Here is an 18,975-nt window from a genome sequence, read left to right as displayed (position 1 = left end):
GCCGGGGGCATCGATGCGCCTTCGCCGGGACGACGGCTTGATGCTAGTGGGATGATGAACCGGTCAGCTGACGGCCGGTTCGAGCAGTGTCAGCGTCTGCGCCTCGGTGTCGAGCGTGGCGCGCACGCCGACCGGGATCGTGAACTGGTTGCGGATGTGGCCGATCGAATAGCCGGTCACCGCCGGGATCTTGAGCGGGTCGAGGTGGATGTCGAAGGTCTGGTCCAGCGTCAGCGACGTCGAGCCCGGCTGCGGCCCGCAGTGATCGCAAATGCCGATCATCATCGCGGCCGCCTTGTCGAAACCGACCGCGAGGTCGAGCTGGGTCATCCAGCGGTCGATGCGGTAGGGCTCCTCGTTCACCTCTTCCAGGTAGAGGATGCTGTTGCGGAAGTCGGCCGCGTAGTCGGTGCCGGCCAGCGCGCTCACCAGCGACAGATTACCGCCGATCAGTGGCCCGGTCGCCACGCCGCCATGCACGGTGCGGATGCCGAAGTGCGGTTCCTCCTTCGCACGCTGGGCGTTCTCGGGCGACATGTGGATGGTGTAGGTCGGCTGCGGGTCGGTCAGCACGGCCATCATGTGCTCGTTCGAGTACGCGCTCGGCGTGGACGAGGCCACCGGGCCGTGGAAGGTCACCACGCCGGCATGGCGCAGGATCGCCAGGTGCAGGGCCGTGATGTCGGAATAGCCGAGCAGGATCTTCGGGTGGTTGCGCACCAGCGCGTAGTCGATGTGCTTGAGCAGCGAGATCGCGCCGGAGCCGCCGCGGATGCACCACAGCGCCTTGACCTCGGGGTCGAGGTACATGCCGTGCAGGTCGGCCAGGCGCATCTGGGGCGAGCCGGCGTAGTTGCCGAACACTTCGCGCAGGTAGCGGCCCAGCTTGACCTTGAAGCCCAGGGCTTCGATGTGCTGGACCGATTTCTGGATCGCGGCATCGCTGGTGTGGCCGGCTGGCGCGATCAGGCCGATGACGTCGCCCTGCTTCAGGCGCGGGGGTTTGATCAGGTGTTTCATGCGGTGCGCTTGCGGATGGGAAGGAGATGGCCGGCGCGCGGCCTGGGAAGGCAGGGATGGCAGCAAGGCTGCCGCTGCGACCAGGGATCCAAAGGTCCGCCGGCTGATGCGTGGACTGGGCATGCTGCTCCCGACAATAAAAAAAGCCCGCGCGGGGCGGAGGCGAGGGGGTCGCCTCCTGGTCGCGCGGGCCGCCAGGCTACTGGAATCAGAAGAACTTGTAGTTGACGTTGAGGGTGAACGAACGGCCACGCGGATCGGCCACACGCGGCTCCCAGCTGCTGCCGGCGCCGGTGTTGCTGTCGTAGGTGACGGCGAACGGCGGATCCTTGTCGAACAGGTTCTTGATGCCGGCCACGATCGTGGTGTTCTTGAACCCGGTGTAGTTCACGCTCAGGTTGAAGATCGAGTACGCCTTCACGCGCGGATCGAAGTTCGGCGGCACCACGAGGCCGTTGGCCACACCCGGCAACTGCTGGTCGGCATAACCCGAACGCCAGATATTCTGCAGCATGCCGCCCCAGTTACCCTGCTTGTAGGTGACGTAGGAGGTCGCTTTCCACTTCAGGCCGAGGTCGCCGGTGAACAGGAAGCGGCCGATCTCGCTCGGACCGTACGGCGAGTCCTTGGTGGCGCGCGACTTCTTCATCAGCAGGTGGGACGCATCGATGCCGGCCGTCCACTGGCCGCCGAAATCGCGGCCGTTGGTGCGGGCGCCCAGCTCCAGGCCGCGGGTGATGCGTTCGCCGGCGTTGACCCAGCGCTGGTCCACCGCCACCAGGGTGCCCGAGGCGTCGCGGATGAACTGGTTCGCGAAGATGTTGTACTGCGCGATCATGGTCGACAGGGCGAAGGTGTCGATCGTGTTCTGCTTGCGGATTTCCCACAGGTCGGCGTTGGCCGAGAAGCGGCTGCCCGGCTCCCACACCACGCCCAGGGTGCCTTCCTTGGCCGTTTCCGGCTGCAGGTCGCTCTTGCCGCCGGTCACGATAATCGGCAGCACCGCGGCGCAAGCCGGGTTGTTCTGGTCAACCTTGCCGCTCGGGCAGGTCTTCGGATCGACCAGGTCCTTGCCGGCGTACTGGGTCTGGGTCACGCCGTTGAACAGCTGGTTGAACGACGGGGCGCGGAAGCCCGTGTTGTACGAACCGCGGAACATGATCGACTGCACCGGCTGGTAGCGGAACGAGTACTTCGGGTTGAAGGTGCCGCCGATGCCCGAGTAGTGGTCTTCGCGGCCGGCGATGGTCAGCTCCAGGTCCTTGGTCACCGGGACCAGCACCTCGAAGTAAGCGGCCTTGATGTCGCGGTGCACCTGGTCCAGCGCGTTCTGGTCGTCGAACGGCGCGTTCAGGATCGCCGGGCGCTGCTGGGCGGCGCGCAGGTCGCCGTTGAACTTGTACTCTTCGCGGCGCAGGTCGACGCCGACCGCGGCCATCATCGCGCCGGCCGGCAGCTTCATCACTTCACCCGACATCTTGGCGTCGAGTTCGGTCAGGGTGGTCTTGCCGCCGTACAGGACGACGCCGGCCGCCGAGGTGCTCTTGATCAGGTCCAGCGCCTGCTGGCTCTGGGTCTGGCCCGGCATCAGGAACGGGTTGATGATGCCGCTACCGAGCGCAGCGTCCAGTGCCGCGGTGAAGTTGTAGCCATTGCCCAGCGTCGATTGCGATTCGCTGTAGGCGCGCTGCAGGCCGGCGCTGTAATCCCAGGTGCCGAAGCGGCCCAGGTTGATCGGGCCCTCGGCGCCCAGCTGCAGGCGGCCAGCCTTGGTTTCGGTGTCGATCTGGCGGTTGCCGCACTCCATGCAGCGCCAGCGGTAGGCGATCGGCAGGCCGTAGTTGGCGGCGATGCTCGGGAATACCTTGACCAGCGCGTTGTAGATCGTGTCGTAGGCGGCGCCCGTCTTCGGATACCAGGCGGTGGCCGGGAAGGTCGAGGACGAGGGCGACAGCTGGTTCGGCGAGAAGCTCTTCGACACGCGCACGTCGGAGCCGACCAGCTCGACGAACAGCTGGTGCTCGCCGGCCTTGAAGGTGGCGCGGGCGATGCCGTTGTCGTTGTGGACCGGCTGCTGCAGCACGGCGGCGCGGCCGGTGTCCCAGGCGCAGCCGTAGGCGGTGGTCGGGTCGTTCCACAGCTTGGCATCATAGGCCTGCATGCCGTCGAAGGTGTTGCAGCCGAGGCCGCCCGGCAGGTTCAGGATGTTGACGCCGTTGTAGACCTGGCCGCTGGCGGCGGTCGGCGCCTTGGTGCCGAACAGGTTGGGGCCGAGGCTGGTCGCGAACACGGTGCCGAACGGGGTGCCGCGGGTGTCCACGGACAGGCCGCGGTTCGGCTGGAAGGTGTTGACGAAGTCACGCTGGTTGCCGCGCAGCGCCTGGTTATAGGTGTGCGAACCGGCCACCAGCACGTTCCAGCCCTGCTCGTCCAGGTCGCCCCAGCCGCCGGTGATGGTGGCGCGGTAGATGTTGCCGCCCGGGTGCTGGTCCTTGTCTTCGAAGACCTGGGCTTCCAGGCCGTGGTAGTTCTTCTTCAGCACGAAGTTGATCACGCCGCCGATCGCGTCGGTGCCGTACACGGCCGATGCGCCGTCCTTCAGCACTTCGATACGCTCGACCGCGGCCATCGGGATCGAGTTCAGGTCGACCGCCGAGCCCTTCATGCCGTGGGTCGCCACGCGGCGGCCATTCAGCAGGACCAGGGTCGAATCGGAGCCCTGGCCGCGCAGGTTGGCGCTTGATGCGCCGTTGTTGCCGCGCTGGGCGCCTGAGGTGACGTCGGCGTTCGAGGCCAGGTTGTCGGAACCGTTGCCGTTGATGTTCAGGACTGCGATCGCTTCTTCGGCGGTGACGATGCCCTGCTCTTCCAGCTGCTTGCGGGTGATGATCTCGACCGGCAGCGCGCCTTCCTTGGCGATGCGCTTGATGCTGGAACCGAGAATTTCAACGCGCTGGATCTTTTGCGGTTGGGTCGTGGTGTCCGCCGGGGTGTCTGCCGTGGTCTGTGCCATGGCGGGCCCCACGGCGCCGATCAGGGCGATCAGATGGGCTAGCTTCTTTAACTTCACGCGTCTCTCCTAAGGGTAGGCAATCGTCTCGCCGAGATATTGTTTTGCGCAATGTCGCTGCATTCGCGCTTTATATGTTTTCAAAAGGTAAGCGCAGTAGATTGCTTGACCAAATGAAAAATCTGGCTAGGAGTATAACTTCGCGTAATGATTTGCTTAGGAGAATCTAGCGAAATGTGTCATTCAGAGTGGGTGGCCCGTCCCCTTTGCGCAACATCGAGATCGAGGTAGCGCCAGTTGGTGAATTCGACCGGGTGACGCTTGTAGTTTTCCAGCCACGGCTGGCGTATATCCGCAGAGAGAACGTGGGTCAACGGGACCCACGGGTTGTACGCGTGGATCAGTTGGTTCATGTCGAAATATAGTTTTTGGCGCTCCGGACCGGGCGGCAGGGTGCGCGATTTTTCGTAACGCTCGTTGTAGGCCGGCAGATTGAATCGCGAATAATTTGCACGGCCGGCGTTGGGGCCATACAACAGTTGGTAGAAATTGTCGGCGTCGGGGAAGTCCGCGACCCAGTTACTCTCGAACATCATGACCTTGCCAAGGCGCGAAGCCTTGATGATTTCCGTCTTCTTGTCGGACTTGAACACCACCCGCAGGCCGACCGAATTCAGGCATTTGCGCCACAGTTCGTCGCGCAGGCGGCCGCTGATGGTCGCTTCGCTGTGCATCACCAGGGTCAGCGGCTTGCCGCCGGGTGCGCGCCTGAAACCGTCAGGGTCGCGCTCGGTATAACCGAATTTGTCGAGCAGGGTATTGGCCAGCGCCGGGTCGTAGGGCACCGGGCTGCGGTAGTTGGGCAGGTAGCCGAGCGCATCCTGCGGCACCGGCGACTGGGCCTTCACCGCCATCCCGCGCTTGAGCAGGGCGATGTCCTCGGCGTTGTTGTAGGACATCGAGATCGCGCGGCGCAGGGCGACCTTGTCCTTGCCGTAGCCGCCGATGACCGGGTCCTCCATGTTCATCCACATGTAATAGGTCTGCATCACGGGGAAGCGGTACAGCTGCATGCCGCGCTTCACCAGGTCGGGCTTGAGCTTGCCGTCCTTCATGACCATGTCGATCATCGATTCCGGCACCTGCTCGAGGTAATCGTATTCGCCGTTCAGGAAGCCGAGCATGCGGCCCTGGAATTCCTCGGCGATCTTGACCTCGACCTTGTCCACGCGCGGCAGGCGCTTGCCTTCGAGGGCGGCGTCGATCGCCTTGTCGGCGGGATCGTTGCCGGGCTCGGCGTGGAATACGGCGCTGGAGTAGGGATTGGCGAGCAGCACGATACGGTCACTGCGCTTCCAGTCGCCGATCATGAAGGGGCCGGTGCCGACAGGATGGTTGCCGGCCTGTCCCGGGTAGGCTTCGATCACTTCGCGCGCGACCACGCCCGAGGCCGGCATCGCGAGGTAGTAGAGGAAATTGTTGTCCGGCTCGGACAGGCGGATGCGCAGGGTGTAGCGGTCCAGCGCCTGCAGGCCGGGAATGCTCGTGTCGTAGCTGAACTTGGTTTTGAGGGCATCGTCGCCCAGCAGCTTGCCGTCGAACAGGTAGGAAAACGGCGACTTCAGGGCCGGGTCGTACAGGCGCTTGATGCTGTAGACGTAATCGGCCGCCGTCATCTCGCGCTTCTTGCCCTTGAACGCGGGGTCGGGCGTGAAGTAGATGCCGGGCCGGATGTGGAAGGTGTAGCTTTTGCCGCCGTCCTCGATGCGCGGCAATTCCGTGACCGTGTTTGGCGCCAGCTTGACCGGGCGCGCCAGGTAGTCGTAGGTCAGCAGCGGGTCGAACAGGTTTTCCAGCAGCGACAGCGAGGACAGGTCGGAGGCCACGGCCGGGTCGAGGCCCGTTTCGCTGGTCGACAGGAACATGTGCAAGACTTTTTCCGGCTGCGCGGGGGCGCTGTCGACGGCGGCGGCAGGGAAGGACAGGCAGGCGAACAGCAGCGCGGCGGCGGCAGCGGTGGGGCGAAGTGTGGTCATGGGGAATCCGGCGCAAAAGGCTTGCGTATCATATGCGCAGCTTTCGCCAGCGGCAATCTATCGGCGCTGCTCATAACTTTTTTGCATGGCGTGGGCGCATTCTTTCATCCTTGAAGAATGCTTCGGGCCTATACTCTCGCTGCACAATCGTGCAGGTCGGCAAGAGTCAGATTCAAATGGGACCCCCGCGTTCGCGAGGGCGACGTGCGCGCTTACAGAATAGCCATCGTCATTCCCGCGCACGCGGGAATCCCATTCCGTGGCACAGCCGCTCCGTCTTCACAAGCGATAGCAGATTACATGGCATTAAATTACATCTGGTCCGGTTTCTTCCTCGTCGGCTTCATCGCGGCATTCGCGCAGTGGCTGTTCCTCGGCGACACCGAGATCTTCAAGAAGATGATCGACGGCACTTTCGATTCCGCGAAGCTGGCCGTGATGGACATCGCACTGCCGCTGGCCGGCGTGATGACCCTGTGGCTGGGCCTGATGAACGTGGGTGAAAAGGCCGGCGCCGTCGGCTTCCTGGCGCGCATCATCTCGCCCTTCTTCTCGCGCATCTTCCCGGAGGTGCCGCGCGACCATCCGGCTACCGGCCACATGGTGATGAACTTTTCCGCCAACCTGCTGGGCCTGGACAATGCGGCCACGCCCTTCGGCCTGAAGGCGATGGAGAGCCTGCAGACGCTGAACCCGAACAAGGAAGAAGCGAGCAATCCGCAGATCATGTTCCTGGTGCTGCACACCTCGGGCCTGACCCTGATTCCGCTGGCCATCATGGCGCAGCGCGCGATTCTCGGCGCGAAGGACCCGTCGGATATCTTCATCCCGTGCATGATCGGCACCTTCATTTCTGCGCTGGCGGGCATCATCGCGGTATCCATCCGCCAGCGCATCAACCTGTTCGACCGCGTGGTCATCGGCTGGCTGGGCGGCATCACGACGGCGATCGGCTTGCTGGTCTGGTACATGACCAACTTCCTGACCAAGCCCGAGATCGAGCTCGGCTCGCGCGTGGCCAGCAACCTGATCCTGCTGCTGATCATCGTGTCCTTCATCGGCGGCGCGCTGCGCAAGAAGGTCAATGTCTACGAGACCTTCATCGAAGGCGCGAAGGGCGGCATCCAGACGTCGATCACGATCATTCCCTACCTGGTCGGCATGCTGGTGGCGATCTCGGTGATCCGCAATTCGGGCGTGCTGGGCTTTATCGTCAGCGGCTTCGACTGGGTGTTGCACCAGCTCGGCTTGCCCACCGATTTCACCCCGGCGCTGCCGACCGCGCTGATGAAGCCGCTGTCCGGCAGCGGCTCGCGCGCCATGATGATCGACGCCATGAAGACCTACGGCCCGGATTCCTTCGTCGGCCGCCTGGCCTGCATCTTCCAGGGCTCGACCGACACGACGTTCTACATCGTCGCGCTGTACTTCGGTTCGGTCGGCATCAAGCGGGCGCGCTACGCGATTTCCGCCGGCCTCATCGCCGACTTCGCCGGCATCGTCGGCGCCATCGGTGTCGCTTATCTCTTCTTCGGTTAAGGATTGCCCATGCTCCGCCGCCTCGCCCTCGCCGCCGCCCTGCTCGCCTCGCTGCCCGCCTACGCCCAGCTGCCCGATACGCTCAACCAGGCGCTCGCCGCCAACGGCATTCCCGCCGATGCGGTCGGCATGCTGGTGCTGCGCGGGAACGAGGTCGTGGTGGCGCACAACGCGAACCAGGCGATGGCGCCGGCCTCGACGATGAAGGTGGTGACCACGATGGTCGGGCTGGAGCAGCTGGGGCCGGTGTTCCGCGGCCGTACCGAGCTGCGCAGCAGCGGCGAAGTCAAGAATGGCGTGCTCAAGGGCGACCTGATTGTGCGCGGCGGCGCCGACATGGACTTGTCGGGCGAGGCGCTGGAGAACCTGCTGCGCGCGCTGCGCTACCAGGGCATCCGCAAGATCGCGGGCGACATCGTGTTCGACCGCGAGCTGTTCAATCCGGCGCGCAGCGACATCGGGCTCGCTCCGTTCGACGAATCGCCGGAGGCGTATTACAACGTGATCCCGGACGCGTTGCTCATCAACAAGAACATGCTGCAGATCGACATGCGCTCGAGCGGCAAGAAGCTGAAGCTGGAGATGCAGCCGGCGCTGGACCGGGTGTCGATCACCTCGGACATGCGGCTGATCGACGGTGACTGCGCGAAATGGGAGGACGGCTGGAAATTGCCGGAGGCGCTGACCGACAAGGCCGGGCGCATCAAGGTGGTACTGCACGGGACTTTCCCGCGCAACTGCATCGCCAGTAACAGCATCAACGTGGTCGACCGGAATGATTATCTGGACCGCCTGCTGCGGCTGAAGTGGAAGCAGCTGGGCGGCACCATCAGCGGGCAGACGGTGGAAGGCCATACGCCAGCCGATGCGGCGCTGCTGGCTTCGCACGTTTCGCGTTCCTTGCCGGAGCTGGTGCGTGACATTAACAAGCCGTCGGACAATACGCTGGCGCGCACCGTGTTCCTGAGCCTGGGCAGCCTGGAGAGCGATCCGGTGCTGGGCAGCCATCCGCTGCCAGCGGTGCAGCAGACCACCTTCGTGCGCTCGGACCAGGCAGTGCGCGGCTGGATGCGCGCGCATCAGATCGACGATACGGGGCTGGTGCTGGAGAACGGCTCGGGACTGTCGCGCATCGAACGGATCACGCCGCGGCAGATGGGCGGCATCCTGGAAGCCGGGCTGTCGAGCAACTGGGCGCCGGAGTTCCAGTCCAGCCTGCCGATCGTCGCGGTTGACGGGACCATGCGCAAGCGTCTCAAGGACAGTCCGGCGGCGAGCCGGGCACGCTTGAAGACCGGCAGCCTGCATGATGTGGCGGCGCTGGCAGGCTATGTGCCGGATGCGAATGGCAAGCTGTGCGTGGTGGTGGGGATGGTGAACACCGATCTGGTGGCGCACGGCAAGGGACGGGCGGTGCTGGATGCGCTGGTGGATTGGGTGGCGCGGTCCGGAGGGCCGGTGCAGCAGCCGGTGGCGGGGAGTCAGCCGGCACAGACGGGAAATCAACAAGTCGCAAAGTGAGCGCAGCAGTTTCGTCCACCAGTGCAGTATGAATCGCCATCCCGGCGCAGGCGTGATGGTTGAGGTGCAAATGAGCTGCTAGGGTTGTTTTGCGAGCCAGGCAATTGCTGAAGCATCATCCGCGCGCTTGATGGAAACGGTCGCGGCGCCGCTTTTTTCGTAGGCGCGCAGTTCGGCCATCATCGCTTCGAGTCCGCGCGCATCGCAGGCGTCGGCCAGCGCCGCATCGTCGTACAGCCCGTACGGATCGACCAGCCGGTAGAAGCCATCCGTCATCATCAATAGCATCGTGCCCGGCTCCACCTCGACGCTGTAGGCGCGCGCATCGAACGGCCCGCGCGGAAACAGGCACAGCGAACCAGGCACGTGCGACAGGTTCTGGGACGCACGTCGCTCGCGCAGCACCGGCAGCAGCCGCAGCAACCTCGTGGCCGGGTCGTCATCATCGCGGCCGGCCAGCTCCCGCACGCGCTGGTGCAGCTCCGCTTCGAAGGGGTTGACGTAGGGATCGGGGTCCACCACGCGCCCGTCCGGCAGGCGCAGCAGGGTCTTGCAGTCGCCCAGGCACCACAGCTGCAGCATGTTCCGCCCGCCTTCGTGCCAGATGCGCACCCAGGTCAGCGCCGCGATCGGCAATGCGTACGGCGGCACCGTGCTGTCGCCGCTACGCCGGTCGTATTCGGTGCGCACCTGCTCGACGGCGCGGACGACCGTGTCCGCCTGCGAGCGGTCAGCCGCGATCGCTGTGCCAAGCGCCAGCGCGAACGCACGCACGAACCACACCACGTCGCCTGCCTCGAGGTCGACATAGTCCTCGTCCGCAAGCGATGTCGCACCGTCCAGGATCACCAGGTCGGTCAGTCCCTCCCCTTCGAAAGTTGCGATCAGGTCTTCGTTATGTTCGCCGCGCCCTGCACTGCTGATTGTCTGGATCATCTTCTTCGCCACGCCGTCAACAAGCCTGCCTCATCAATCGGAGGCAAGCTCATGCGATTCTAAAGCAATCGACGGCGTGGCGCGGATGCTTCGCGTGCGCGGCCTGCGCTACTTGACGTCGGTCTTGTCGACCTTGCTTGCAGTGTCGTCGGTAGCGACCGTTGTCGATGCCGCGCTGCGCGCTTCGCTGGCCGCCGGCGCTGGCGCCGGCGCGGCTACCGGCGTCGCAGGCATCGGCATCGCCGCGGCCGTTGATGCCGGCGCCGGCTGCGGCGTCAAGGGCGCGATGCTGCTGGCGGGATTGGCCACCGGCGTGGCCGCGGTGCTGGCCACGGCGCCCGAGGCGCCACTTGGGCTGTTCACTTTCGTCGCGCTGCCCGCCGCCCCCGGAGTGCCCGTGCTGCCGCTGGCCGGCGCCGCCGTGCCCGGTCCGAACTGCAGCCAGGGCTCGCCGGCCAGCGCCGGCTTGGCCTCCACCAGCGCCACCTGCGCGCCGGTCGAGTCGCGAATCGAGCGCACCACGTCGACCATGGTCTGGTCAGTCCATTTCTCCGGCGTGCCCATCAACCGTCCCGTGACGCGGCGCGGCCACTCCAGCCAGCCGCCCTCCTTCTCGGTGAACACGGCATACATGTCGAGGTGGTAGCCGTTTTTGTACGGGAACAGGCAGGCGATCATGTTCATGTTGTCGCCACCGCTGACCTGCGGCGTGGCCCTGGCGGTCCAGGTGGCGCCTTCGCAGTTCGGCCCGCGCGCGGCGGCGCCCGGCGCGGTGGAGCCCGGATCGGCCAGCTTGAAGCGGCCAGGCTGCTCCTGCAGGTCGCCGCCGACGGACGGCGTGGCCAGCGTGGCGTCAGCGATGTGCCGGCTGATGCCTTCGCTGGCGGCCTTGACCACCGCCGGATTGGCGGGATCGGCCTTGATGTCGAACACGCGGTAGTACTCCACCGTCTTGTCCCGCGACGCGAAGATATTGCCGTCGCCAGTGCTGCAGCCTGCCAGTGCGACGCCCACGGCGAGCGCCATCATCGAGCTTTTCATCACGCACCTCTCTTGTTGTGGAATGGGGAGACCATTGCTGTGCGAGAGGAGTGCGCGGGGCGTCAACCTCTCGGCAGTACGCACCGATTTTCCCGATACGTATCAACCGAAGACTGACAATGCTCAAGCGTGCGCGAGCGATGTGCGCGCGCGCGACAGCTTGGGCGGCAGGCGATGCCGCGTCGCTACAGTACGCGGCGGAAGGTACGGCGGACCAGTTCGCGATCGCCGCAATCGAAGTGCCACCACTCGGTGTTGATGCCGACGAATCCGGCCTGGTTCATGGCCGTGCGCAACAGGCGGCGGTTCGCCACTTGCCGTGCCGTCAGCTTGCCCTCGGCAAGGAAGCCGTCTTCGAGGCGCGGATGGGACAGCTCGGTCATGTCGTCGAAGCCGGTGCCCATGTCGAGTTCGCGGCCCTGCTCGTCGAGGATGGTGATGTCGAGCGCCATGCCGTAGGAATGAATCGAGCCGCGCGCCGGATTGGCCAGGTACATCTGCAGGTCGGTGCCTTCCAACGCCGCCCACAGCTGTTCCTGCACCCGCTGCGGACGCAGCGCGTCCAGCACCAGCGGCGTGCAGCCGGGACGCTCGGCGCGCAGCCACGCCACCACTTTCTCCAGCGCCTGTGCGGCCTGCACGTGCAGCCAGGCGCAGTCGAAGGGCGAGTACAGGTCGCGGCCGACGAAATTGTTGGGGGTGGCGTAGCGCAGGTCGATGGCGATGCCGTCGATGCTGTGCAGGTGGCGGAATTCGGCGCTGCCGGCGATCTCTTCGCTGGCGACGGTGAGCATCATGTACTTCCCTTGTCGAGCAGGGCGCGGGCGGCCGCGCCGATACAGTTGGCCAGTTCGCGCGCGCCGTGCGACAGCGGGGCGTGGCTGGCGGTAAGCAGGTACAGCTGGACCGGCAGCGCCGGTTCCCACACGCGGCACTGCACCTGTTCCGGCGCGGCGGAGGCGGCGGTGAACGGGTCGAGCACGGCGGTGCCGGCGCCGGCTTCGACCAGCGAACGGGCGATCTGGTAGGTCTGCACCACGGTGTGGAACACCGGCTGCACGTCTTGCGCCTCGCACGCCGCCACCACCATTTCGCCGAGCGGGTCGCGGTCGGCCAGGCCGATCAGCTCGCCACTCAGTTCCTGCGGCGAGATCGGTTTGCTCAGCTGGCTTTCGCTCCAGGTGCCGGCCGGTGCCATCACCGTCAGCATGCCCTGCGCGATCGGCTCGGCCACGATGCCGGGATGGCGCGGGTCCTGCAGCGACAGCGCGAGATCGGCTTCGCCCAGGCGCAGGGTGTTGACGATTTCGCTCGTGTGGTGGGTCGACAGTTCGCAGCGGGTGTCGGGGAAATCGCGGCGCCAGCTGGTCATGGCGGTGGGCAGCACGCTGATCGCCACCGTCGGGGTCGACACCAGGCGCACGGTCTCGACCGCACGGCTCTTGAGGCTGGCGGCGAGGCGGCGGATGCCTTGCAGGTCGCGGTTCAGCTTTTCGGTTTCGACGAACAGGCGGTGCGCTTCCGGCTTCGGATACAGCTTGCCGCGCACGCGTTCGAACAGCGGCATGCCCAGCTGCAACTCGGCGTGTTGCAGCACCTTGGTGACGGCAGGTTGCGAAATATGCAGGACCTGGGCGGCTCCGCTGATAGTGCCAACCTGCATGATGGCGTGGAAAACTTCGATATGGCGCAGGCGCATCGCGTGGTCCTTCAATGTAAACAATCCGCGGCAGGCGCGGACTGTTGAAAGGATACAGTCAAACTTGCTGCCGAGCTATAACTCACTGCTGCACCGGAGGCACCGGCGCCACAGGTGTTGCAGGCTGGGCAAGCGGCGCCGCCGGGATCGGTTCGACCGCGGGCGCTGCCGGTGCGGCGGGTGCCGCTGGCGCGGCCGGTACCGCCGGCGCCGGGAAGCTGACCGGGCAGGCGCACATCGCGTTCGGCGTCGGCACCGACGGCTGCACCACCGGCAGCGGCGCCGTTGCCGGCGTGGTCAGCACTTCCAGCCGCGACGCAGTCTCGGCATCCGGGTTGCCGTCGATATTGGATTGGCGGAAGTGCGACTGGAAGGCCGACAGCACATCCTTGGTCTGCTGGTCGAACAGGCAAGTTTCCTTCACGCCGTAGCCGAAGGCGGCCAGCTTGCGCTGGAACCAGGTGATGTCCGGCAGCTGGGTGTCAAACACCGGGCGCACGGCGACGACGCGGTTCTCGTCCGGCCACAGGGCGACGCCGGCGGCGGCCAGCTGCTTCCACGGGAACAGCGGGCCCGGATCCTGCTTGCGGCCCGGCGCGATGTCGCTGTGGCCGATCACGTTTTCCGGCGGCACGTGGTAGCGCGTGGCGATGTCCTTGACCAGCGGGATCAGCGTATCGATCTGGTATTGCGGGAAGGGATAGTACTGGCGGCCGCCGTCCGGCGTCGCGGTCCAGCCCGGGTTGACGATCTCGATGCCGACCGAGCTGGTGTTCAGGTTGGTGTAGCCCTTCCAGCTCGACACGCCGGCATGCCAGGCCATTTCGGTCTCCGGCACCAGGCCGTAGATGACGGTCTGCGGGTCATCGGTCACGAGGTAGTGCGCGCTCACCGCCTGCTGGGTCAGGGCGCGGATCGAAGCTGCCTTGTCGGTCACCGTGTAGTGCAGCACGATGAACTTGACGCGCGGTGACTGCGACTTCGCGTTGTAGGTGTGGTCGATGCGCGGCCCGGTGGCGCAGCCGGTGAGCAGGGCAAGAAGCAAGGCGGCAAGTATGGTTTTCATCGTTCGGCAATCAGGATGGACGGTGTTTCGAATTGGGCAGCGGATCGGCGGCCAGGCGCGCGGCGGCGAAATGGCCCTGGCTGCCCATCAGGGACAGGCTGGTGCCGGACGGCAGCGCATCGCGCATCGACTGCGCGATCAAGGGATGCAGCTCGGCCGCGCGGCCGGCCAGCGCCACCGGGCGCGGGCCGAAGCGCTTGGTGAGGGCCTTGGCCAGGCGCGCGAGTTCGCGTCCGGCTTCTTCCAGGATACGCGCGGCGGCCGGATCTTGTTCGGCGGAGGCGGCGACGGCCAGCGCCAGCTTGCCGACTTCGCCGCGTTCCTGCGCGTAGATGAACTGGCGCGACAGCGACCAGTCGTCACCGCCGATGTAGTCGAACACGGCGCGCGCCAGCGGCGATTCCTGCCAGCAGCCGGGCCGCTCGTCTTCGTTGCGCCACACGCAGCGCAAGGCTTCGCGCGCGATCCAGAAGCCGCCGCCGCCATCGTCCAGCATCACGCCGCGGCCGCCGGCGCGGTGGAATTCGCCGCCCGCGTCGATGAAGGCGCCGATCGAGCCGGTGCCGGCGTAGACCAGGTAGCCTTCGCCGGGCGTGAAGCTGCCGAGGTAGGCGATTTCAATGTCGTTGCACAGCGTGACGGCGCGCGGCGACATGTGCAGCAGTTCGGCCAGCCAGCGCTGCAGCTGTTCGCCGTCGCCGCCGAAGCCGGTGAGGCCGGCGCGCACGCGCACCGGGTGGCCGTGGCGCAGCACGTCGCGCGCCAGTTCGGTGAAGGTGGCGTGCACCGCCTCGCGGCCGGCCGTATTGCTCATCTGCAGGGCCGACAGGCCGCCGACGTGGCCGGACGCGATGATCGAGCCGCCCGGCGCGGCCAGCGCCCAGCGGGTCTGGGTGCCGCCGGCGTCAATGCCGAGGCCGATGCCGCTGTTCAGTTCGAGATCGTGATTCGACATATTAGGGAACGACGGTAATTACTTGCGGATGCGGCGCGACCATCACTTGCCCCACACCTTCACGCGCTCGCTCTCGTTGCCGAGCCGATCCACCGCGCTGACGAACACCGCATTCGGCTCGCCCAGCTTGGCATCATCCGTCACCAGCGCATGTTTCTGCGCGGCCGGCACCACCGAGAAACGCCATTCGCTGCCGTAGCGCGTCCACACGGCGTACAGCGCGTCGCCCTTGCCCGGCGTCATATTCAATTTCAGCAGGCGGCCACCGCGTGCCGCGCTCACCTTCGGCGCGCTTGGGGCCGTGCTGCCCAGCCACGGCGAGGCCGGCACCAGCGCCGGCTGCGCGTACTGGCCCGCCATCAGCTGGTCGTCGAGGCCCTTGCGGTTTTCCATCAGCGCGACCATCGAGAAATGCACGTGGCCACCGGCGCCCGGACGCGAACGCGCGATGTCGATCTGCTGCAGGATGTCCTGCGGCTGGTAATCCCTGCTCGGCGCGCCGATGCGGCTGGTGAACATGCCGGGCCAGATGTGGCGGCCTTGCGTGTTCTGGCCGATCCAGTAGTCGAGCAAGGTGTCGTACGCCTGCGCCGTCTGCGACACCGGCCAGTACAGCTGTGGCGACAGGTAATCGACCCAGCCCTTCTGCAGCCAGGTCTCGGCGTCCGCGTACAGCTTGTCGTACTGCGAGAAGCCCGAGATGGTCGGCGGGCGGCGGTCCGGACGGCCGATGCCGAAGGGACTGATGCCGACCCGTACCCAGCTCTTCTCGTGATGCACTTCCTCGTACATGCCCTCGATCAGGCGGTTGACGTTGTCGCGCCGCCAGGACGGTTTGTCCAGCTTGCCGCCGCCGGCGACGTAGCGCTGCCACGAGGCCTGGTCCGGGAAATCGAGCTCGGCCTTCGCGGCCTTGCCATCGAGTGCGGCGGCGTTGCCGGCCGCGTTCGGCGCCTCGATCGGATAGGGATAGAAGTAATCGTCAATGTGGACGCCGTCGACGTCGTAGCGCTTGACGACGTCGAGCACCACGTCCAGGGTCTGCTTGGATGCCGATTCCTCGCCCGGATCCATCCACAGGAAATTGCCGTACTGCTTCACCGCGGCCGGATTGGTGCGCGAGATGTGGTTCGGCGCGGCCGGCGACTTGGCGATGTTGTGGCGCGCGCGGTAGGGGTTGAACCAGGCGTGCAGCTCGAGCCCGCGCGCGTGCGCCTCGGCGATCCAGAACTTGAGCGGGTCGTACCACGGCTGGGGCGGCTTGCCCTGGGTGCCGGTCAGGTATTCCGACCACGGCTCGATATTCGAGGCGTAGATCGCATCGGCGGACGGGCGCACCTGCAGCACGATCGCGTTCAGGTTCATCGCCTTGGCGCGGTCGAGGATGGCGATGGCCTCGGCCTGCTGCTGCTGGGCCGTCAGGTTTTGCTTGCTCGGCCAGTCGATGTTGGCGACCGTCGACACCCAGGCGGCGCGGAACTCGCGCGGCGCCGGCGGCGGCTGGTCGGCGCCCGCCTGCACGACTGCGCCCGGCACGGTGGCCGTCGGCGGCGTTTTGCAAGCCGTCAGCAAGCCGCCCAGCGCCAGCGCGCTGGCCACTCCCGCAAGCGCGAACGCGCGTCGTTTCAGATTTGTCTGCAACACTGGCTCCCTCTGTTTTTCTAGACTTTCACAAACCACTTCTTGCGCCACATGATCCACGCCAGGCCGAACATGAACAGGTTGAACAGCAGGGCATACAGCAAGGATGTATTGACCGGGCCGATCGGCAAGGCGCGCAGCGGCGCGTACAGCAATTTGCCCAGCGCGGCCTTGCTGCCGTCCGGCTGGTCAAATTTGATGAAGCCGAACATCTTGGCCAGGAACCCTGACAGCGCGAACACGAACAGCGCGTTCATGCCGTAGATGACGAAGGGCTTGCTCCAGCGCGCCGCGGCTTCACGAAGCTGCCGGTGCGGATTCACGTCCAGCAGCCAGTAGAAGGCGCCGAACACGAGCAGCGCCCAGCCCGTCATCAGCAGGCAGTAAGACGGTGTCCACAGGCTCTTGTTGATCGGCATGAGTATGGTATCGGAAATCGCCCCCAGCCACAGGCACAACAGGCCGGCCAGCAGCATCCATACGGTCTGTTCGGTGCGCGGCGTGCTGGTCAGCAGCCAGCGTCCGGCCAGCACGCCGAACAGCTGGCTGCAAATGGCGGGCAGTGTACTGACGAGGCCTTCCGGATCCCAGGTCTTCGATTGCACCCAGGTGTGCTTGCCGAGCACCATGCGGTCGATCCAGGCGCCGAAGTCCTGGCCGGGCTCAAGCACGCCGGCGCCGATGCCGGGGACCGGGACCGCGAGCATCAGCACGCTGTAGATCGTGAACAGGACGGCGATCACGGCCAGCGTCGCGCGCCAGCCGCAGTAGACCACGACCGGGGCCGACACCAGGGTGCAGATGGCGATCCGCTGCAGCACGCCGAGGATGCGGACTTTTTCGAGGTTGAAGTAAGGCAGGTAGTTGAGGAAGAAGCCGATCAGGAAGATCAATGCCGCGCGTTTGGCGAGCTTGGCCAGCAGGCGCGGCTTGTCGGCGCCGGCGGCGGCGCGGCGGCCAAGCGACAGCGCCATCGACACGCCGGTGATGAACAGGAAGAAGGGGAAGATGCAGTCGGTGAAGGTCCAGCCGTTCCACTTGGCGTGTTCGAGCGGCGAATAGAGATTGCCCCAGTCGCCCGGATTGTTCACCAGCACCATGGCGGCGATGGTGAAGCCGCGGAAGGCGTCAAGCGATAGCAAACGGCTGTTTGTCTCTCCCATCCACTGTCCCCGTTTATTTGTCAGCCCTCGTCTCCGCGAAGGCTGTTATTCATTTCTTGCCGAATTCAGGATCGATCTTCACCAGCGCCGCCATGATGAAGGCCGGCACCGTCGACAAGCACGCCCAGATGAAGAAATTGCGATACCCCAGGTAAGCCTGGATGTCCCCGCTGACATAGCCCGGCGCCATCATGCCCAGCGCCATCAGCCCCGTGCAGATCGCGTAGTGCGCCGTCTTGTGCTCGCCTTCCGACACCATGATCATGTACAGCATCATGGCCGTGAAGCCGAAGCCGTAGCCGAACTGCTCGATCGCCAGGCAGGCCGAGATCAGGGCGAAATTCTGCGGCTGCACGCTGGACAGGAACACGAACACCAGGTCCGGCAAGTGCACGCCGAACACCATCAGCCACAGCGAGCGCTTCAGGCCCCGGCGCGAAATCAGCCAGCCGCCGAACAGGCCGCCGATCGTCAGCGCGATGATGCCGACCGTGCCGTAGGCCGCGCCGTACTGTTCGTTGGTGAGCCCCAGCCCGCCCGCCGCCACCGGATCCTTGAGGAAGGGCGCGACCAGCTTGAGGATCTGCGCCTCGCCCAGCCGGAAGGTGAGGATGAAGCCGAGGATCATCCAGATGTCGCGCTTGCCAAAGAAGCTCGCGAAGGTATCGATGAAACCCTGCACCGGATTGCCCGACTTGACCGCGTGGTCGGCGGCCGGCCGCGGCAGGATGAACTGGTGCCAGGCGACCAGCAGGCCGAACACGGCGGCCAGGATCACGAAACAGGTCGACCACGCGAGGCGCACATCGCCCATCGAGCGCGTCAGCACGCCGACCAGCACCACCAGCGGGCCCTGCACCACCAGGTTGGCCAGCCGGTAGAAGGTACTGCGCACGCCGACGAAGGCGGCCTGGTCCTTCTGGCGCATGCCGAGCATGTAGTAGCCGTCGGCCGCGATATCGTGGGTGGCCGAGCTGACCGCCATGATCCACAGCGCCGCCAGCGACAGCATGATGAAGTTGGGCGCATGCAGCGCGCCAGCCAGCGCGCCCAGCGCGACCGCGACCAGCAGTTGCAGCAGCACGGTCCAGCGGCGCTTGGTGCCGAACATGTCGACCACGGGCGACCACAGCGGCTTGATCACCCACGGCAGGTACAGCATGCTGGTGTAGTGCGTGATCTCAGGATTGGACAGGCCCAGGTCCTTGTACATGACGACCGCGAGGGTCATCACGACGGCATACGGAACCGCCTGGTTGAAGTAGACGGAAGGCACCCACAGCCACGGGTTACGGGCTTGCTTATCTTGCATAAGTTGTCGTTGTCCGGGCAGGACCGGGGCGCCGTT

At 65.7% G+C, this 18,975-nt stretch carries 14 protein-coding genes; 2 read left to right on the top strand and 12 right to left on the bottom strand.

Annotated elements, in window-relative coordinates:
* Positions 1 to 63: 63 nt before the first annotated feature.
* The 3 genes from NX778_RS17515 to NX778_RS17505 form a co-directional block, all read right to left on the bottom strand.
* Positions 64 to 1,020 (bottom strand): S66 peptidase family protein, encoded by a 957-nt coding sequence (locus NX778_RS17515; protein WP_258813067.1) that lies wholly within the window; start codon positions 1,018 to 1,020, stop codon positions 64 to 66.
* A 208-nt stretch (positions 1,021 to 1,228) separates the two neighbouring features.
* The gene (locus NX778_RS17510) at positions 1,229 to 4,090 is read right to left on the bottom strand and encodes a TonB-dependent receptor (RefSeq protein WP_258813066.1); all 2,862 of its coding nucleotides are present in this window, start codon (positions 4,088 to 4,090) and stop codon (positions 1,229 to 1,231) included.
* A 179-nt stretch (positions 4,091 to 4,269) separates the two neighbouring features.
* A complete protein-coding gene (locus NX778_RS17505; protein WP_258813065.1) occupies positions 4,270 to 6,066 on the bottom strand; it encodes an ABC transporter substrate-binding protein in 1,797 nt (598 codons plus the stop codon).
* A gap of 300 nt (positions 6,067 to 6,366) precedes the next feature.
* Between NX778_RS17505 and NX778_RS17500 the strand changes: the two genes are divergently transcribed.
* Positions 6,367 to 7,605 (top strand): spore maturation protein, encoded by a 1,239-nt coding sequence (locus tag NX778_RS17500; RefSeq protein ID WP_258813064.1) that lies wholly within the window; start codon positions 6,367 to 6,369, stop codon positions 7,603 to 7,605.
* 9 nt (positions 7,606 to 7,614) lie between these two features.
* Positions 7,615 to 9,126 (top strand): D-alanyl-D-alanine carboxypeptidase/D-alanyl-D-alanine endopeptidase, encoded by a 1,512-nt coding sequence (dacB, locus tag NX778_RS17495; protein WP_258813063.1) that lies wholly within the window; start codon positions 7,615 to 7,617, stop codon positions 9,124 to 9,126.
* Between the two features lie 78 nt (positions 9,127 to 9,204).
* Here the strand turns inward: dacB and NX778_RS17490 are convergent, their stop codons facing one another.
* The 9 genes from NX778_RS17490 to NX778_RS17450 all read right to left on the bottom strand — a co-directional run bounded on the left by NX778_RS17490 (position 9,205) and on the right by NX778_RS17450 (position 18,939).
* Entirely contained in the window at positions 9,205 to 10,062 is an 858-nt protein-coding gene (locus tag NX778_RS17490) for a protein phosphatase 2C domain-containing protein (RefSeq protein WP_258813062.1), read from the bottom strand.
* Between the two features lie 108 nt (positions 10,063 to 10,170).
* The gene (locus NX778_RS17485) at positions 10,171 to 11,103 is read right to left on the bottom strand and encodes a RodZ family helix-turn-helix domain-containing protein (RefSeq protein ID WP_258813061.1); all 933 of its coding nucleotides are present in this window, start codon (positions 11,101 to 11,103) and stop codon (positions 10,171 to 10,173) included.
* A gap of 185 nt (positions 11,104 to 11,288) precedes the next feature.
* Positions 11,289 to 11,900 (bottom strand): M15 family metallopeptidase, encoded by a 612-nt coding sequence (locus NX778_RS17480; protein ID WP_258813060.1) that lies wholly within the window; start codon positions 11,898 to 11,900, stop codon positions 11,289 to 11,291.
* Positions 11,897 to 12,802, bottom strand: a complete 906-nt coding sequence (locus NX778_RS17475; RefSeq protein WP_258813059.1) for a LysR family transcriptional regulator — start codon at positions 12,800 to 12,802, stop codon at positions 11,897 to 11,899. Before NX778_RS17475 ends, NX778_RS17480 begins: the two co-directional genes overlap by 4 nt.
* An 82-nt stretch (positions 12,803 to 12,884) precedes the next feature.
* Positions 12,885 to 13,868, bottom strand: a complete 984-nt coding sequence (locus tag NX778_RS17470) for an N-acetylmuramoyl-L-alanine amidase (protein WP_258813058.1) — start codon at positions 13,866 to 13,868, stop codon at positions 12,885 to 12,887.
* A gap of 10 nt (positions 13,869 to 13,878) precedes the next feature.
* Positions 13,879 to 14,823 (bottom strand): N-acetylglucosamine kinase, encoded by a 945-nt coding sequence (locus NX778_RS17465; protein WP_258813057.1) that lies wholly within the window; start codon positions 14,821 to 14,823, stop codon positions 13,879 to 13,881.
* Positions 14,824 to 14,865: 42 nt separating this feature from the next.
* Complete coding sequence (locus NX778_RS17460; RefSeq protein ID WP_370661345.1) at positions 14,866 to 16,467, bottom strand: glycoside hydrolase family 10-like protein; 1,602 nt, start codon at positions 16,465 to 16,467, stop codon at positions 14,866 to 14,868.
* A gap of 17 nt (positions 16,468 to 16,484) precedes the next feature.
* Positions 16,485 to 17,627, bottom strand: a complete 1,143-nt coding sequence (locus tag NX778_RS17455; protein ID WP_258813055.1) for an acyltransferase family protein — start codon at positions 17,625 to 17,627, stop codon at positions 16,485 to 16,487.
* A gap of 49 nt (positions 17,628 to 17,676) precedes the next feature.
* Positions 17,677 to 18,939 carry an MFS transporter gene (locus NX778_RS17450; RefSeq protein ID WP_258813054.1) on the bottom strand — a complete coding sequence of 421 codons (1,263 nt, stop codon included), beginning with the start codon at positions 18,937 to 18,939 and terminating at the stop codon, positions 17,677 to 17,679.
* Positions 18,940 to 18,975 lie beyond the last annotated feature (36 nt).

This window comes from Massilia terrae (genome assembly GCF_024753145.1).
Lineage (GTDB): Bacteria > Pseudomonadota > Gammaproteobacteria > Burkholderiales > Burkholderiaceae_D > Telluria > Telluria terrae.
Note: the sequence above shows the minus strand (reverse complement) of the source record. Positions and strands in the feature narration are given on the sequence as shown.

Bases quoted from the DNA above. Each gene is read 5' to 3' on its own strand.
- NX778_RS17515 (WP_258813067.1), bottom strand. From the start codon at position 1,020: ATGAAACACCTGATCAAACCCCCGCGCCTGAAGCAGGGCGACGTCATC.
- NX778_RS17505 (WP_258813065.1), bottom strand. From the start codon at position 6,066: ATGACCACACTTCGCCCCACCGCTGCCGCCGCCGCGCTGCTGTTCGCC.
- NX778_RS17500 (WP_258813064.1), top strand. From the start codon at position 6,367: ATGGCATTAAATTACATCTGGTCCGGTTTCTTCCTCGTCGGCTTCATC.
- dacB (WP_258813063.1), top strand. From the start codon at position 7,615: ATGCTCCGCCGCCTCGCCCTCGCCGCCGCCCTGCTCGCCTCGCTGCCC.
- NX778_RS17490 (WP_258813062.1), bottom strand. From the start codon at position 10,062: ATGATCCAGACAATCAGCAGTGCAGGGCGCGGCGAACATAACGAAGAC.
- NX778_RS17485 (WP_258813061.1), bottom strand. From the start codon at position 11,103: ATGAAAAGCTCGATGATGGCGCTCGCCGTGGGCGTCGCACTGGCAGGC.
- NX778_RS17480 (WP_258813060.1), bottom strand. From the start codon at position 11,900: ATGATGCTCACCGTCGCCAGCGAAGAGATCGCCGGCAGCGCCGAATTC.
- NX778_RS17475 (WP_258813059.1), bottom strand. From the start codon at position 12,802: ATGCGCCTGCGCCATATCGAAGTTTTCCACGCCATCATGCAGGTTGGC.
- NX778_RS17470 (WP_258813058.1), bottom strand. From the start codon at position 13,868: ATGAAAACCATACTTGCCGCCTTGCTTCTTGCCCTGCTCACCGGCTGC.
- NX778_RS17465 (WP_258813057.1), bottom strand. From the start codon at position 14,823: ATGTCGAATCACGATCTCGAACTGAACAGCGGCATCGGCCTCGGCATT.
- NX778_RS17455 (WP_258813055.1), bottom strand. From the start codon at position 17,627: ATGGGAGAGACAAACAGCCGTTTGCTATCGCTTGACGCCTTCCGCGGC.
- NX778_RS17450 (WP_258813054.1), bottom strand. From the start codon at position 18,939: ATGCAAGATAAGCAAGCCCGTAACCCGTGGCTGTGGGTGCCTTCCGTC.